This window comes from Mesorhizobium sp. M0862, from assembly GCF_040319795.1.
Classification (GTDB): Bacteria; Pseudomonadota; Alphaproteobacteria; order Rhizobiales; family Rhizobiaceae; genus Mesorhizobium.
In genome coordinates this window covers 247,476-262,032 of sequence record NZ_JAMYOJ010000008.1, presented here as the reverse complement: position 1 = coordinate 262,032, position 14,557 = coordinate 247,476, and the positions used below count along the sequence as shown (strand labels likewise).

Here is a 14,557-nt window from a genome sequence, read left to right as displayed (position 1 = left end):
AGTCGTCGCCGTGCTTCCTCGGCAGATGATCGAGCGCGTTCCTGAGGAAGTGCACGTAGCAGCGTTGCCAGGCGGCTTCGGGGATCACCTCGCCGGTCGCTGCCACCAGGCCGGCGTGATCGTCGGACACAACCAACTCGACGCCCTTGAGGCCGCGCGCGGGGGTCGCCGGCGACATGAAGAAACGAGACTCGCTGCGAACCCGGCTGCGCTATGGGTTTGACAAGAGCATGGCGGCCGGGCCGATCGCGCTGATCGGCTGGCTCGCCGTCGCTTCGCTGCTGATCATCATCGCCGCCGCGGCTTTCCTTGCGGTGACCCGCATCGCGCCGGAGGGCGGCGAACCGCTGAACTTCTTCGAAGCGTTCTGGGAATCGCTGATGCGCACGCTCGATTCCGGCACGATGGGCGGCGACACCGGCTGGGCCTTTCGTCTCGTCATGCTCTTTGTCACGCTCGCCGGCATCTTCGTCGTGTCGGCCCTCATCGGCGTGCTCAGCGCCGGCGTCGACAGCAAGCTCGATGAATTGCGCAAGGGCCGTTCGCGGGTGCTGGAGAGCGACCACACCATCATCCTCAACTGGTCGCCGTCGGTCTTCGACGTCATCTCCGAACTCGTCATTGCCAATGCCAGCCGCCGCCATCCGCGCATTGTCGTCATGGCCAATATGGACAAGGTGGCGATGGAGGACGAGATCGCCGCCAAAGTCGGCAGACTGGGCAATACGCGCATCATCTGCCGCAGCGGCGACCCGACCGACCTCTACGATCTGGCCATCGTCAACCCGCAGACCTAGCGCTCGATCATCGTGCTGTCGCCGGAGGGCGACGACCCGGATTCGCAGGTCATCAAGACAGTGCTCGCGCTGGCCAACGACCCGAACCGGCGCACGGCGGCCTACAACATCGCCGCCGAGATCCGCGACGGCAAGAACGCCGAGGTCGCCCGCGTCGTCGGCGGGGCCGAGGTGCAGCTTGTGCTGGCCGACCAGCTGATCTCGCGCATCGTCGTGCATTCGAGCCGGCAGTCGGGTCTCAGCGGCGTCTATTCGGAACTGCTCGATTTCGACGGCTGCGAAATCTACACGACCGAGCAGCCTGATCTCACCGGCAAGACCTTCGGCGAGGCGGTGATGGCGTATGAGCATTGCACGCTGATCGGGCTCTGCGACCAAACCGGGCGCGTCAATCTCAACCCGCCGTCGGATCTGGTGATCGGCAAGGACATGCGCGCCATCATCATTGCCGAGGACGATGCCGCTATCAAGCTGGGAGGCGCGGGGGCCAAGATCGATACCGCGGCAATCCTTCGCCATCAGCTTGTCGAGGCGAAGCCGGAGCGCACGCTGATCCTTGGCTGGAACCGGCGCGGTCCGATCATCACCTATGAACTGTCGCGCTACGTCGCGCCGGGTTCGATCCTGACCATCGCCGCCGATACGCCAGGCCTCGAGCAGGAAGTTGCCGGCCTGCCGGTCGTCGGCGACAATCTGTCGGTTTCCTGCCGCATCACCGACACGTCGAGCAGCACAGCACTGGCAAGCCTGGACGTGCCTTCCTACGACCACGTGCTCGTCCTTGGCTACAGCGAGACCATGGCAGCGCAGCCCGCCGATACGCGCACGCTGGTGACGCTGCTGCATCTGCGCAAAATCGCAGACGATGCCGGCACGCACATCTCGATCGTCAGCGAGATGATCGACGTGCGCAACCGCGAGCTGGCGGCGGTGACTAAGGCCGATGATTTCGTCGTCAGCAACCGGCTGGTCAGCCTGATGCTGGCGCAGGCATCGGAGAACCAGCATCTCGCCGCGATCTTCGATGATCTGCTCGACGAGGAGGGCTCCGAAATCTACATGCGTCCGGTCGGCGACTATGTCGCCATCGACCATCCGGTGACGTTCTGGACGATCGCGGAATCGGCGCGTCTGCGCGGCGAGATCGCCATCGGGCATAGGCGCGTTCGCGCTGCGCAGAATGATGAGCGGGCTCTGGGCGGCGTCACCGTCAACCCGTTGAAGTCGCAAGCGCTGGCCTACCTGCCGGAGGACCGGGTCATCGTGCTGGCGCGGGACTAAACCCCGGCTGCCTTGGCGCGAGCCAGAAGCCGTTCGGCGAGCCTGAGATGCGGCCGGTCATACATCTTGCCGTCAATGCCGACCACGCCGGGATTTCCGGCCGCCTCGAAGGCCGCGACGATGGCCTGCGAGCGTTGCACTGCCTCCGCCGATGGCGTGAAGGCGGCGTTGATGACCGGCACTTGCGCCGGATGGATTGCCATCTTGCCGGTAAAGCCGTCACGCTCGGCCTCCGTGCATTCGGCTTCGAAGGCGGCCATGTCGCGAAAGGCAGGGAAGACCGTGTCGATCGCCGCGACTTCGGCTGCGCCGGCGGCGAGGATGGTCATGGTGCGGGCAAGGCGGAAGACATCGGTGTATCGACCGTTGTCGTCGCGCGCAGCCCGCGCACCGATCGCCGCGGACAGATCTTCGGCACCCCAGGTGAGGCCGGCAAGCCGGGCGCTTGCCCCGGCATAGGTCGCGGCGGCCAGCAACCCAGCAGCGGTCTCGGTAATGATCGGCAGGATCTTGATCGCGCCATCCGGCAATCCGTTTTCGGCCTCATGTACGCGGAGCTTTACGGATAGCTGCTGGACATCCTGGCCGCTGTTCGACTTCGGCAGCATGATGCCGTCGGGTTTGACCGGAACCAGGGCGGCCAGATCGTCGTCGGTCAACCCGGTCGAGAGATCGTTGACGCGGATATAGATGGCGGAGCTTGTCTGCTGCCGGTTGCCGCCGATAAAGCGTGCCGCGATGTCGCGTGCCGACGGCTTGTTTTGTGGCGCCACGGAATCCTCAAGGTCGACGATGACCACGTCGGCGCCGGCGCCAAAGCCTTTGTCCAGCTTCTTTTCGGAATCGCCGGGCACAAACAGCAGCGAGCGCATCAGGCCGCCTTTTTCATCATCATCGCCTGGCGCGTGCATTTGGCGACGAGCACATCGTTCTGATTGTAGGCGCGATGCTCGAACTCGACGATGCCGCGGTCCGGCTTGGATTTCGATTCCCTGACCGAGATCACAGTCGTTTCGACACGGATGGTGTCGCCATGGAAGACCGGGTGCGGAAACACCGTCTCCTTCATGCCGAGATTGGCAATTGTGGTGCCGACGGTGATGTCATTGACGGAAATGCCGATCATCAGGCCGAGCGTGAACAGCGAATTGACCAGCGGTCTGCCCCATTCGCTCTTGGCGGCGAAGTCGAAGTCGATGTGCAGCGGCTGCGGGTTCAGCGTCATCACCGAGAACAGCATGTTATCGCTTTCGGTGACGGTCTTGCGCAGCGTGTGCCGAAAGACATGTCCGACGACGAACTCTTCGAGATAAAGCCCGGGCATCGTTTTTCTCCTCCGCTGCCTGACGGTTGATAGGCGCTGCCCATGCCACCCGCAAGTTTTAAGTCTTTGTTTTGATGCATGTGGTTGCCTCGAAACCGGGGCCACTTTCGAGCGACATGCATTAACAAACATGGTGAACCGTTCGTAAACCATTTCTGCCTAGGGTCATTCCTGGGGCCGGAAGCTTTCCGGCAAGGGGCGTAGCAGGCAGTATGGTTGTCTCGCATTTTCTCAAATGGATCTACACCGCGAGAGTTTCGGAGCGCGCCGCGGCGGCAAGCGCGCTGGCCCGCGCCTACGTCAATTCCGACCTGCCTTTCGAAGACCGTTGCGCGGCCGAAGCGGCGCTGACGCTGCTGCTCGACGACGCCTCGTCGAAGGTGCGGCTGGCTATGGCCGAAGCGCTGTCGATGAGCCATCACGCGCCGCTGCAGATCATCAGCGCGCTTGCCTCCGATCAGCCGGAAGTGGCAGCCCTGGTGCTGGCGCGCTCCCCGCTGCTGACGGACGCCGACCTGATCGACCGCGTCGCGGCCGGGCACAAGGCGACGCAAAAACTGATCGCCGACCGGCCGGTCGTTTCGATGGCGGTTGCCGCGGCGATCGCCGAGATCGGCGAACCGGAAGCGTGTGCGGCGCTGCTCGCCAATGACGGCGCCGACATAGCCTCGCTCTCCTTCCGCCGCATCGCCGAGCGGCATGGCCATATCGCTCATTTGCGCGAGGCAATGGTCACGGATGTGCGGCTGCCGGCCGACTGCCGGCACATGCTACTGGTCAAGCTCGGCGAAACGCTGAAGGCTTCGCCGCTGGTGATGGCGCTGATGGGGGCGGCCAGAGCCGAGCGCGTCACGCGCGATGCTTGCGTCAAGGCTTCGGTGCGGCTGGTCGAAGGCACGCGCGCGGAGGAACATGCGGCACTTATCGAACATCTGCGCCTGCGCGGCGACCTGACCGCAAGTTTCATCATCCGTGCCATTGCCCACGGCAAGGTCGACTTTTTCGGCTCGGCCCTGGTTGCGCTCAGCCAGCAGTCGGAGCAGCGGGTGCGGGCCTTGCTCGCAGGCGGCCAGGACGTTGCGTTGCAGGCGCTGTTCCGCGGCGCCGGCCTTGCCGCTTCCACCCATGGCATCATCCTGCGCGCGCTCAAAATCTGGCGCGAAGTCGCCAACGGCAAGCGCCTCGCCGGCGTGCAGGAGGTCAGCTGGCTGATGCTGAAGGAGCTCGGCGGTCATGCCACCGAGGGCGATCTCGCCGGCCTGGTCAAGTCGATCCATCTCGACGCGCTGCGGGAAAACGCGCGCGGGCATGCGCTGGCGATAGCCGCGGCCTGACGCCCTAGCCACGGTCCCTGGTGAAGAAATCCGGGAAATCCTCGATCGCGGCGGCGATGATGCGCAGCGAGGCTGCGATCTGCAGCGTGTCGGCACTACCGCTGCGCTCTGAGAGGCCGGCTGCATATTGCCGGGCCACAGTGATGGTCGCCGTCTGGGGCTCGCCTGGTGCGCGAAAGAGCAGTTCACGCGCGAGGCCGCGCAGGAAATTGGCGATCGAGAGCGCGGTGTCGGTAGGAGTGGACGGCCTCTGCTGCGCGGCGCGCAGGCGCAGGATTTCGAGGCCGACGGTAACGGCGGCGACCCCGCCGCCCAGGATCGCATCGCCTTTCCTGCCGGCATTCTGCAAGAGCGGCATCAGCTGGTTGATGCGGTCATAGGCCAGGCTCTCGAAGGCCGAACGCCGCGGTACCCGCTCGTGCAGACACAGCCGCGCCAGATCCTCGCGCATGGCGCGCACGATGCGGTTGGCCGCGCGCCATGGATCGACCGGCAGCACCACGATGAAGACGCCGATGGCCAGCAGGATGCCGACCAGCACCGACGCCGAGCCGGCGAAGAACGGGCCTGGGGCATAGGTCATCGCCTGATGCGGGCTGAGGAAGGCGAGGAAATTGATTGCAAACGCCGTCGCCACGCCGACGGTGCGCGGATTGGCCATGCCCAGCGCCGTCGGTACCAGGATCGGCACGACAAACAGCGTGAACCAGCCGAAGCCGGGCAAAGCAGGCAGCGCGACCTGGCCGACAAGGAAGGCAAAGGGCAAAGCCAGCAGCGTTCCCTTGAAGAAGCCCCAGGACACCCGCACCGGGTCAGGCCGCGCGGCGAAAAGACTGGAGACGACGGCAACGAGGATGACGGTGCCGGCCGCGTCGGACCATTTCGTCGTCAGCCAGAAGGCGGCGACCGCCAACGTGGCAAGGCCGGCGCGTATGGCATTGCGCGAAGCCCCGGGATAATCGCGGTGCACCACCAGCGCAGGCAGCTGCCTGTTGCTCCGGCTGGGGCCCGTCACCGGTGCGCGCAGGGCGTCGAGGCCGCGCAGCACCTGCTTGAAGGCTTCGGCGAAATCGGCGGCGATGGTGAGGCGGGTTATGGTGCCGACCCTGTCGTCGCCCTGATCGGTCGAGGCGTCGGGCATTTGCCGGGCCTTGCCGGCAATCGCGTCGAGCCGCGTCACCCAGGGCGACGTGTCGTCCAGCGCCTCGGGCGTCGCTGCCAGCTCGCTGACCATCGACTGCAGTTCGGAGCGTACCGGAATGAGCGCTGCGTTTTTCGGCGCGGCATGCGAATGCAGCGCGCGCGCCGCCGACAGCGCCGAGAGAAGCTGACCGATGGTTAGCCGGACCGGATGGGCGCGGGTGGCGAAGCTCGGTGCTTCGAGCCGGGCATAGGCGCGCATCTCGGCCAGCATCTGGGCGTCGGTGATCAGCTTGCGGTGCAGGCCGGCCAGCGTCGCCGGGTCGCCACCGGAAAAAGCGCCGCCTGCATAGGTTGCAAGGTCGAGGATGCTGCGCTTCAGCCTGGAGATGATGGCGTCAGCGGCCAGCTTGGGCAGGATCAGCCGGCTGGTCAGGCCGGCGCAGACGATGCCGAGCACGATCTCGGCGCAGCGCGCGACAGCGAGATCGACGACCACGTGCGGCTGGCCGAAAGCCGGCAGCCCAATGATCATCGCGGTATAGCCGGCAAGTGCGGCGCCATAGGCTTCCGGATTGCGCAGCAGCGACGAAACCAGCGTGCACAGCCCAATCCAGACGGATAGCGCCGTGACCAGCAGCCAGGGATTGGTGCCGAAAACCGAGGTGATGCCGATCGCCGCAAGTCCACCGGCCAGCGTGCCGAGCAGCCGGTAAAAACCTTTCGCCAGCACCATGCCGGCGACCGGCTGGGCGACGATGAAGACCGTCATCATCGCCCATTGCGGGTGGTCGAGTTTTAGCGCGTAAGCAGCGAGAAGCGCGATCAGACCGGCCGAAACCGTGCGCAGGGCGAAAATCCAATCCGAGCGCGTCGGCTGCGTCAGGCCCGCCAAACTAGTTTCGAAGTAGCTCTTCAGCCGCGCCCGGATCACAAGCTGGTCTCCGTATCGGAAGCGCAGGCTAGAGCAGTTCCAGGAAAAGTGTGAAACGGTTTTCCGCCCGGAACTGCGTCAAAACGAAGAGTTGGCCGGCGCTCAGATATCCAGCACTTCCGTCGCGGCGAATTCGGCGCGTTCCTGGATGAAGCGGAAGCGGGCTTCCGGCTTGGTGCCCATCAGCGCGTCGACAGCATCCTTGGTCGCCGCCACGGCGTCGATGACATCGACCCTGAGCAGCGTGCGCTTCCTCGGGTCCATGGTGGTTTCCTTGAGCTGCGCGGCCATCATCTCGCCCAGGCCCTTGAAGCGGCCGATCTCGACCTTGGCGCGGCCGGTGAATTCGGTGCGCAACAGCTCGTCCTTGTGCGCATCGTCCCTGGCATAGGCAACCTTGCCGCCTTGCCGGATCGAATAGAGCGGCGGCACCGCCAGATAGAGATGGCCGCCATTCACCAGGTTCGGCATTTCCTGGTAGAAGAAGGTGATCAGCAGCGAGGCTATGTGAGCGCCGTCGACGTCGGCGTCGGTCATGATGATCACGCGGTCGTAGCGCAAATCCTCGTCGCGGTATTTCGAGCGCGTGCCGCAGCCGAGCGCCTGAATCAGGTCCGAAATCTGCTGGTTGGCGGCGAGCTTGTCGTTGCCGGCGCTGGCGACGTTGAGGATTTTTCCGCGCAGCGGCAGCACCGCCTGGCTGGCGCGGTCGCGCGCCTGCTTGGCCGAGCCGCCGGCCGAGTCGCCTTCGACGATGAACAGTTCGGCGCCCGCGGCGGCGTTCTGCGTGCAGTCGGCGAGCTTGCCGGGAAGGCGCAGCTTGCGCACCGCGCTCTTGCGCGACACCTCCTTTTCCTGGCGCCGGCGCACCCGCTCGTCGGCGCGCGCAATCACCCATTCCAGCAGCTTGGAGGCTTCCTGCGGATTGTCGGCCAGCCAGTGGTCGAAGGGATCGCGGATGGCGGTCTCGACAATGCGAATGGCTTCGATCGTTGCCAGCCTGTCCTTGGTCTGGCCGACGAATTCCGGCTCGCGAATAAACACCGACAGCATGCCTGCCGCCGAGATCATCACGTCTTCGGAGGTGACGATCGAGGCGCGCTTGTTGCCGACCAGGTCGGCATAGGCCCGAAGCCCGCGCGTCAGCACATTGCGAAAGCCGGCCTCATGCGTGCCGCCTTCGCCGGTCGGGATGGTGTTGCAGTAGGAGTTGACGAAGCCGTCACCGCCGAACCAGGTCACCGCCCATTCCAGCGAACCGTGGCCGCCCTGCTTCTCGCTCTTGCCGGCGAAGATTTCGCGGGTCACCTGGAAATCATCGCCGAGCGATGCCTTGAGATAGTCCTTCAAGCCGCCGGGGAAATGGAACTCCGCCTTGGCCGGCGTCTGGTCCTTTTCCTTGATCAGCGATGGGTCGCAGCTCCAGCGGATCTCGACGCCGCCGAACAGATAGGCTTTCGAGCGGGTCATGCGATAGAGCCGCGCCGGCTCGAAGGCGGCGCCCTTGCCGAAAATCTGCTCGTCGGGATGGAAGCGGATTTTGGTGCCGCGCCGGTTGTGCACTTCGCCGAGCTGCTCCAGCCCGCTCACCGGAACGCCGCGCGAGAACCTTTGGCGGTAAAGCTGGCGACCGCGCGCGACCTCGACTTCGAGATGGTCCGACAGCGCATTGACGACCGAGACGCCGACACCGTGCAGACCGCCGGAGGTCTCATAGACCTTGCTATCGAACTTGCCGCCCGAATGCAGCGTCGTCATGATGACTTCGAGCGCCGGTTTCTTGAATTTCGGATGCGGATCGACCGGAATGCCGCGGCCATTGTCGGTGACGGTCAGAAATCCGTCGGCCGACAGCTCGACATCGATGAAGGTGGCATGGCCGGCGACCGCCTCGTCCATCGAATTATCGATGACCTCGGCAAACAGATGGTGCATCGCCTTGTCGTCGGTGCCGCCAATATACATGCCGGGACGGCGCCGCACCGGCTCCAGCCCCTCCAGCACCTCGATGTCGGCGGCGCTATAGCCCTCGCTGCCGTCCTTGGTCGCGGCAGGACGCTTCGTGGCCTGCACCAGCGGGTCGGCCGGGCGCGAAGGTGTCCGAGCCGGTTGGGGCTGCTTTTCCAGATTGCCGAAAAGATCGTTGTTGTCGTCCATGCCTACCATAGAATCCGTGCCGCGAATCACCCGTCGATACTGCCACGCTTTTCGGCGCCAAGCGACGGAAGTTCCTGTTACGTTCGGGGATTAACCCCTTCTTATCCTAAAACCTTTCGATAACCAAGCCGGCGGAAATAGGTCCGTGCGGAGCCGCTGGGATTCCTGAATCTTTAACAAAGCGGCCTAGCGTCGCCCCAACAAAACAAAAGACCACGAGAGTCAGGGGTTGGTTGTGAGGGGCAAGGCCATAACGATGATTGGCATCGCTGCCGTCTTCGGCGCGATTTCAATCTTTGCCGCGGATTTCTGGATGAAAAGCCAGGCCAAGGCCGATGCCGAAGAGAAAACGGCGTCGATCCCGGCGCCCGCCGTCCCCAAGGTCGTATTCAAGACCATCGTGGTGGCCAACGCGCCGCTGCGTTACGGCATGGAGCTTGACCGGGCGCAGCTCAGCGAAATCCCATGGTCCGAGGATTCGGTGCCGCAGGGCGCGTTCACCACAGTCAATGCATTGCTCGCCGAAGGCAGCCGCGTGGTATTGTCGCCGATCGAGATCAACGAGCCGGTGCTGATCAGCAAATTGTCGGGGCCGAACGGCCGCGCGACGCTGTCCAACATGATGACGCCCGGCATGCGGGCGGTGACAATCCGCACCGACGAGATCGCCGGCGTCGGCGGCTTCGTCATGCCGGGCGACCGGGTCGACGTGGTGCTGACACGCGATGCGGGCGAAATCCAGGAAGTGGCCAAGAACGCGCAGGGCGCTGCCGGATCGACCGTTACCTCCGAGATCGTCGTCTCCGACGCCAAGGTGCTGACCGTCGGACAGGGCGCCGACGAGCGCCAGACCACGCCGCAGATCGCCAATTCCGTGACCATCGAGGTGACGACCGAAGGCGCGCAGAAAGTGGCGCTTGCCCGCACCGTCGGCACCTTGTCGCTGTCGCTCCGCTCGGCCGCCGACGGTGGTGCCGCCAAGGACGGCGTCACCACCATCTCGTCCTTCGGCGGATCGGTCGCCTCCGGCGTCCAGGCCGCTGCCGGCGCGCTGTTCACTGCCGCGACCAAGGAGCCTGAGAAGCCGAAATTCAAGACGATCATCGTGACGCGCGGCACGCAGGTCGAAGAATACCAGGTTCCTGCGCGGGACCAGCAATAACTGCCGGTGGGGACCGGGCGAAGGACGGGACAGATGTCGGGACTTCATGCATTTCAGACGACGAAAGGGCTGCGCACAATGCGGGCGCTTGCGGTGGGGGCTTGCCTCGCCGCGGCCGCAATGCTCGGCCTCAGTGCGCCAGCCAAGGCCGACAACGATATCGTCCATGTCTCGTCGACAACGAATGCGTCGATCAAGGTAGCCAAGGGCAAGCCGAAGACGGTCATGACCAATGCCGCCTTCTACCAGATCGTCATCGGCGATCCGGAGATCGCCAACGTCAATCCGCTGACCGACAAATCCTTCTATGTGCTGGGCAACAATCTCGGCACCACCGGCATCGCGCTGTTCGACGAGAACAAGCAGCTGGTCGGCACCGTCGACATCGAGGTGACGCTGGACACCGACCAGCTGGCCAGCACCATTCGCGCCAGCGTGCCGGACGCCAAGATCAAGGTCGGCTCGGCCAATGGCCGCGTCGTGCTGTCGGGCGAGGCCGATGACGCGGTCGCCGCCGAGAAGGCAAGCAAGATCGCCAGCCGCTTCTCCGGCAATGAAGAAGTGATCAATTCGGTCAACATCTCGTCCTCGCAGCAGGTTCAGCTCAACGTCCGCTTCGTCGAGATCAATCGCCAGGCCGGACAGGATCTCGGCGCCAAATACAGCGCCAATTTCGCTTACGGCATTGGCGGGCGCGACGTCACCCTCGAGCCGGGCTCGGTGCCGGGAGCCGGCAATGGCGAGATCATCGGCCGGCTGCTGTCCAACGGCCTGTCGATCGACGTCGCCATCAAGGCGCTGGAGGAACGTGGTCTCGCCAGGCGGCTGGCCGAGCCGAACCTGATCGCCCGCTCGGGCCAGACGGCAAGCTTCCTCGCCGGCGGCGAGTTCCCGATCCCGGTCTCCGAGGACAATGGCAAGATTTCCGTCAGCTACAAGAAATACGGCGTCAGCCTCGACTTCACGCCGACGGTTCTCAAGGACGGGCTGGTGAGCCTCGACATCGCGCCGGAAGTGTCCTCGATCGACGCTTCGGCCTCCTACAATATCGGCAATATCTCGGTCCCGGGCTTTATCGTGCGCCGCGCCAAAACATCCGTCGACCTGAAGAATGGCCAGAGCTTCATGATCGCCGGCCTGCTGCAGTCACAGAACGACATTACCACATCGCGTCTTCCCGGCCTCGGCAAGCTGCCGGTGCTCGGCTCGCTGTTCTCCTCCAAATCCTATCAGCGGCGCGAGACCGATCTGGTGATCATCGTCACCCCCTATCTGGTCAAGCCGGTCGATCCGTCGAAGAAGCTGCTCGAGCCGACCGACGGCACGCAGCCGGCCAGCAATGTCGACTATTTCCTCAACAACACCGAGGAAGTGAAATCGTCCGAAGCCAATCGTGCAGTGGCAATGGCCAGCGGCAGTACGGCACAGCCGGCCGCGGTCACCACCGTCGGGCATTTCCTCGACCTGCCGAAGGATTGAAGCCATGCGCGTGGAATCATGCATCGCCCTGCTGATCGCCGGCCTCGCCGGCGGCTGCACCAGCGACGACTATGTCCGCTCCGAGGGACCGACGATTGCCGCCGGCAACGCACAGGCCGCCAATACGGCCATGCAGATGGTCGATCCCTGGAAATACGGCGTCCAGAACACCAGGCTGCTGGTGCCGGCGCAGCGCAGTGAGGCGGCAGTCAACGCCGCCGACCAGGCTGCTGCTGCCAAGGCCGTGCAACCGACAGCGACAACCGATTGATTTGCCCGGTGATTTGACCGGGAATGACCTGACAGGCTGACAAAATGGCAAGCGGCATCAAGACCAAGAAGATCCTGCTGGTGTCCAGCGACCGGACCTTTGCGCAGGATACGCGCACCGCGTTCGCGGCCTCGGAGGTGATCCAGCTTTCGACCGTCGAGAAGAACATTACCGAACTGCGCGGCGAGGTCCAGGAAGCCGATTTCGGCGCGCTCATCGTCGACATGGATGCGGCAAAGCTGGAAGAGATCGAGTCGCTGCAGCGCATCATGCGCCGGCTTGAAGGCCGCGTTCCGGTGGTCGTCGTCACCCAGGAATTCAACGCAGCCGCAGTGCGTATCCTGGTGCAGCTCCAGGTCGCCGATTTCCTGGTCAAGCCGATCACCACCGCCGATCTGGTGCGGTCGGTCGTGCGCGCGCTGCAAGGGCCGGGGCGCGAGGAAAACACCGAGTCGCAGATCTATACCTTCATGCCGGCCGCCGGCGGCGTCGGCACCACGACGCTGGCGCTGCAGACCGCCTTCCAGCTGCATCATTCGGTGACGCGCGGCGCGTCGACCTGCGTGGTCGACCTCAACTTCCAGCAAGGCGCCTGCGCCGAATATCTCGACCTCGAGCCGCGCTTCGACATCACCGAAATCGAGAACCAGCCCGAGCGCCTCGACCGTCAGCTGCTGGACGTGATGCTGTCCAAGCATGCGAGCGGGCTCTGCGTGCTGGCGGCGCCAACGCATCCGTCGGAAATGCGCTCGTTCAAGACCGATGTCGTGGTGCGCATGCTCGATCTCGTCTCGGCCTATTTCGACAACGTCGTCATCGACATGCCGCGCACCTGGTTTCCGTGGACGGAGACGGTGCTGCTCGGCTCCAACAAGCTCTACATCGTCGCTGAAATGACGGTGCCATGCCTGCGCCATACGCAGCGGCTGATCCAGGCGGTCTACGAGACGGCAGGCAAGGAAGTGAAGCCGAACGTGATCGTCAACCGTTTCGAGCAGAAGATGTTCGACAACGGCATCAAGCAGGCGGATGTCCAGGAAATCCTGGGCGAGCATTTCGTCGGCGGCATCTCCAACAATTACCGGCTTGTGCGTGAAGCAGTCGACCGCGGCGTGCCGCTGCATGAGATCGACCCGAACGCCAATGTCGTCAACGATCTGAAGAGGATCATCCTGCCGGAAGAAGCCGTGGTGACGCCGGAGAAATCGCGCTCGCTGTTCGGCATCGGCAGGGGCCTCCTGAAGAGGAAAGCCGGATGACCAGCCGCTTCTCGACCCTGCAGAACCGTGACGTCCGCGCGCTGAAGCCGGCCGAGGCGGCGCCGGTCGCGCATCACGCCGTGGTCATCCCGACGAACCGCAAGGCCTTGCCGCCGAAGCCGGAGACAACACCGGGAAAAAGCGCCAACAAGGTGCTCGATGCCCGCGTGCGCATCCACCGGCTGCTGCTCGAGGAAATCAACCTGGTCGCGCTGGAGCGCCTGCCCAAGGATGAGATGCGCCGGCAGGTGCAGGAGTTCGTGTCGGAAAAGACCCGCCAGGAGCGTATGGCGATCAACACCGTCGAACTTGAAGCGCTGGTCGATGACATCGTCGATGAGATGGTCGGCCTCGGCCCGCTGGAACCGCTGCTCAAGGACCCCGACATCAACGACATCCTGATCAACGGCCACCAGAACTGCTTCGTTGAAAAACGGGGCAAGCTGCAGCAGGTCCATATCCCGTTCAAGGACGAGGCGCACCTGTTGCGCATCGTCAACAAGATCGTCGCCGCCGTCGGCCGCCGGGTCGACGAATCGCAGCCGATGGTCGATGCCCGCATGCTCGACGGCTCGCGCTTCAACGCCGCCATTCGCCCGGTCGCCGTCGACGGGCCGCTGGTGTCGATCCGCAAGTTTTCAAAGAACAAGCTCGGCCTGCACAAGCTGGTCGAGTTCGGCGCCATCACCCAGAACATGGCCGAGGTGCTGGCGGCTGCAGTCCACGCCCGCAAGACGACCATCATCTCGGGCGGCACCGGCACCGGCAAGACGACGATGCTCAACGCATTGTCGGCCTTCATTCCGGAAGACGAACGGCTGATCACCATCGAGGACGCGGCCGAACTGCAGCTGCAGCAGCCGCATGTCGCGCGCATGGAAACGCGCCCCGCCAACATCGAAGGTCATGGCGAGCTGAAGCAGCGCGACCTGGTCAAGAACGCGCTGCGCATGCGCCCCGACCGCGTCATCCTCGGCGAGTGCCGCGGCGAGGAGGCCTTCGACATGCTGCAGGCGATGAACACCGGACATGAAGGCTCGATGGCGACCATCCACGCCAACACGCCGCGCGACGCCATTTCACGCCTCGAGCAGATGCTGGGCATGACCGGCATGCCGATGACGGTGCAGTCGATCCGCAGTCAGATCGCCAGCGCGCTCGACCTTATCGTCCAGCTTACGCGACTGTCGGACGGCAAGCGCAAGGTGACCAGCGTCGCCGAGGTGACCGGCATGGAAGGGGACGTCATCCAGATGCAGGAGATATTCCGCTTCGTGCGCACTGGCATGGAGGCCGACGGCAAGATCCTCGGTCACTACGAGGCGACCGGCATTCGCCCGCGTTTCCTCGAGGACCTGCGCAATATGGGCATTGAATTCCCCGGCAAATATTTCGAACCCGGCCGGCCGCAGGAGTAGC

General features: G+C 64.3%; 12 protein-coding genes and 1 pseudogene. 8 read left to right on the top strand and 5 right to left on the bottom strand.

Annotated elements, in window-relative coordinates; all coding sequences use genetic code 11:
- A pseudogene (locus NKI15_RS15315) lies at positions 1-157 on the bottom strand (transposase); the annotation flags it as partial.
- 19 nt (positions 158-176) lie between these two features.
- Between NKI15_RS15315 and NKI15_RS15310 the strand changes: the two are divergent.
- Positions 177-797 carry a hypothetical protein gene (locus NKI15_RS15310; RefSeq protein ID WP_245261150.1) on the top strand — a complete coding sequence of 207 codons (621 nt, stop codon included), beginning with the start codon at positions 177-179 and terminating at the stop codon, positions 795-797.
- Between the two features lie 12 nt (positions 798-809).
- Entirely contained in the window at positions 810-2,078 is a 1,269-nt protein-coding gene (locus NKI15_RS15305) for a CASTOR/POLLUX-related putative ion channel (protein WP_245261157.1), read from the top strand.
- On the opposite strand, the gene NKI15_RS15300 is transcribed toward NKI15_RS15305, so the two are convergent.
- Both NKI15_RS15300 and NKI15_RS15295 read right to left on the bottom strand, forming a co-directional pair.
- A complete protein-coding gene (locus NKI15_RS15300; RefSeq protein WP_023704527.1) occupies positions 2,075-2,950 on the bottom strand; it encodes an HpcH/HpaI aldolase/citrate lyase family protein in 876 nt (291 codons plus the stop codon). The genes NKI15_RS15305 and NKI15_RS15300 overlap by 4 nt on opposite strands.
- Complete coding sequence (locus NKI15_RS15295; RefSeq protein WP_488505109.1) at positions 2,950-3,534, bottom strand: MaoC family dehydratase; 585 nt, start codon at positions 3,532-3,534, stop codon at positions 2,950-2,952. Before NKI15_RS15295 ends, NKI15_RS15300 begins: the two co-directional genes overlap by 1 nt.
- 80 nt (positions 3,535-3,614) lie before the next feature.
- On the opposite strand from NKI15_RS15295, the gene NKI15_RS15290 reads away from it, so the two are divergent.
- The gene (locus NKI15_RS15290; protein WP_023704529.1) at positions 3,615-4,736 is read left to right on the top strand and encodes a DUF2336 domain-containing protein; all 1,122 of its coding nucleotides are present in this window, start codon (positions 3,615-3,617) and stop codon (positions 4,734-4,736) included.
- A 4-nt stretch (positions 4,737-4,740) separates the two neighbouring features.
- Here the strand turns inward: NKI15_RS15290 and NKI15_RS15285 are convergent, their stop codons facing one another.
- Together NKI15_RS15285 and parE are read right to left on the bottom strand one after the other, a co-directional pair.
- Positions 4,741-6,810, bottom strand: coding sequence for an FUSC family protein (locus NKI15_RS15285; protein ID WP_023708461.1), 2,070 nt, complete (start codon positions 6,808-6,810; stop codon positions 4,741-4,743).
- 102 nt (positions 6,811-6,912) lie between these two features.
- On the bottom strand, positions 6,913-8,967 hold the full coding sequence (parE, locus tag NKI15_RS15280; protein ID WP_023691142.1) for a DNA topoisomerase IV subunit B: 2,055 nt from the start codon (positions 8,965-8,967) through the stop codon (positions 6,913-6,915).
- A 256-nt stretch (positions 8,968-9,223) separates the two neighbouring features.
- On the opposite strand from parE, the gene cpaB reads away from it, so the two are divergent.
- The 5 genes from cpaB to NKI15_RS15255 are packed head-to-tail and all read left to right on the top strand — an operon-like array spanning position 9,224 to position 14,556.
- Complete coding sequence (gene cpaB / locus NKI15_RS15275; RefSeq protein WP_352886298.1) at positions 9,224-10,129, top strand: Flp pilus assembly protein CpaB; 906 nt, start codon at positions 9,224-9,226, stop codon at positions 10,127-10,129.
- Between the two features lie 33 nt (positions 10,130-10,162).
- Positions 10,163-11,608 (top strand): type II and III secretion system protein family protein, encoded by a 1,446-nt coding sequence (locus tag NKI15_RS15270; protein ID WP_502898702.1) that lies wholly within the window; start codon positions 10,163-10,165, stop codon positions 11,606-11,608.
- A 4-nt stretch (positions 11,609-11,612) separates the two neighbouring features.
- Positions 11,613-11,879, top strand: coding sequence for a hypothetical protein (locus NKI15_RS15265; RefSeq protein ID WP_023667602.1), 267 nt, complete (start codon positions 11,613-11,615; stop codon positions 11,877-11,879).
- Positions 11,880-11,923: 44 nt separating this feature from the next.
- Positions 11,924-13,138, top strand: a complete 1,215-nt coding sequence (locus NKI15_RS15260; RefSeq protein ID WP_023667601.1) for a CpaE/TadZ family protein — start codon at positions 11,924-11,926, stop codon at positions 13,136-13,138.
- Entirely contained in the window at positions 13,135-14,556 is a 1,422-nt protein-coding gene (locus NKI15_RS15255; protein WP_023667600.1) for a TadA family conjugal transfer-associated ATPase, read from the top strand. Before NKI15_RS15260 ends, NKI15_RS15255 begins: the two co-directional genes overlap by 4 nt.
- Position 14,557: the final 1 nt, after the last annotated feature.

Coding starts and splice junctions, on each gene's coding strand:
- NKI15_RS15310 (WP_245261150.1), top strand. CDS start 177: ATGAAGAAACGAGACTCGCTGCGAACCCGGCTGCGCTATGGGTTTGAC.
- NKI15_RS15300 (WP_023704527.1), bottom strand. CDS start 2,950: ATGCGCTCGCTGCTGTTTGTGCCCGGCGATTCCGAAAAGAAGCTGGAC.
- NKI15_RS15295 (WP_488505109.1), bottom strand. CDS start 3,534: ATGTTTGTTAATGCATGTCGCTCGAAAGTGGCCCCGGTTTCGAGGCAA.
- NKI15_RS15290 (WP_023704529.1), top strand. CDS start 3,615: ATGGTTGTCTCGCATTTTCTCAAATGGATCTACACCGCGAGAGTTTCG.
- parE (WP_023691142.1), bottom strand. CDS start 8,967: ATGGACGACAACAACGATCTTTTCGGCAATCTGGAAAAGCAGCCCCAA.
- cpaB (WP_352886298.1), top strand. CDS start 9,224: ATGATTGGCATCGCTGCCGTCTTCGGCGCGATTTCAATCTTTGCCGCG.
- NKI15_RS15270 (WP_502898702.1), top strand. CDS start 10,163: ATGTCGGGACTTCATGCATTTCAGACGACGAAAGGGCTGCGCACAATG.
- NKI15_RS15265 (WP_023667602.1), top strand. CDS start 11,613: ATGCGCGTGGAATCATGCATCGCCCTGCTGATCGCCGGCCTCGCCGGC.
- NKI15_RS15260 (WP_023667601.1), top strand. CDS start 11,924: ATGGCAAGCGGCATCAAGACCAAGAAGATCCTGCTGGTGTCCAGCGAC.
- NKI15_RS15255 (WP_023667600.1), top strand. CDS start 13,135: ATGACCAGCCGCTTCTCGACCCTGCAGAACCGTGACGTCCGCGCGCTG.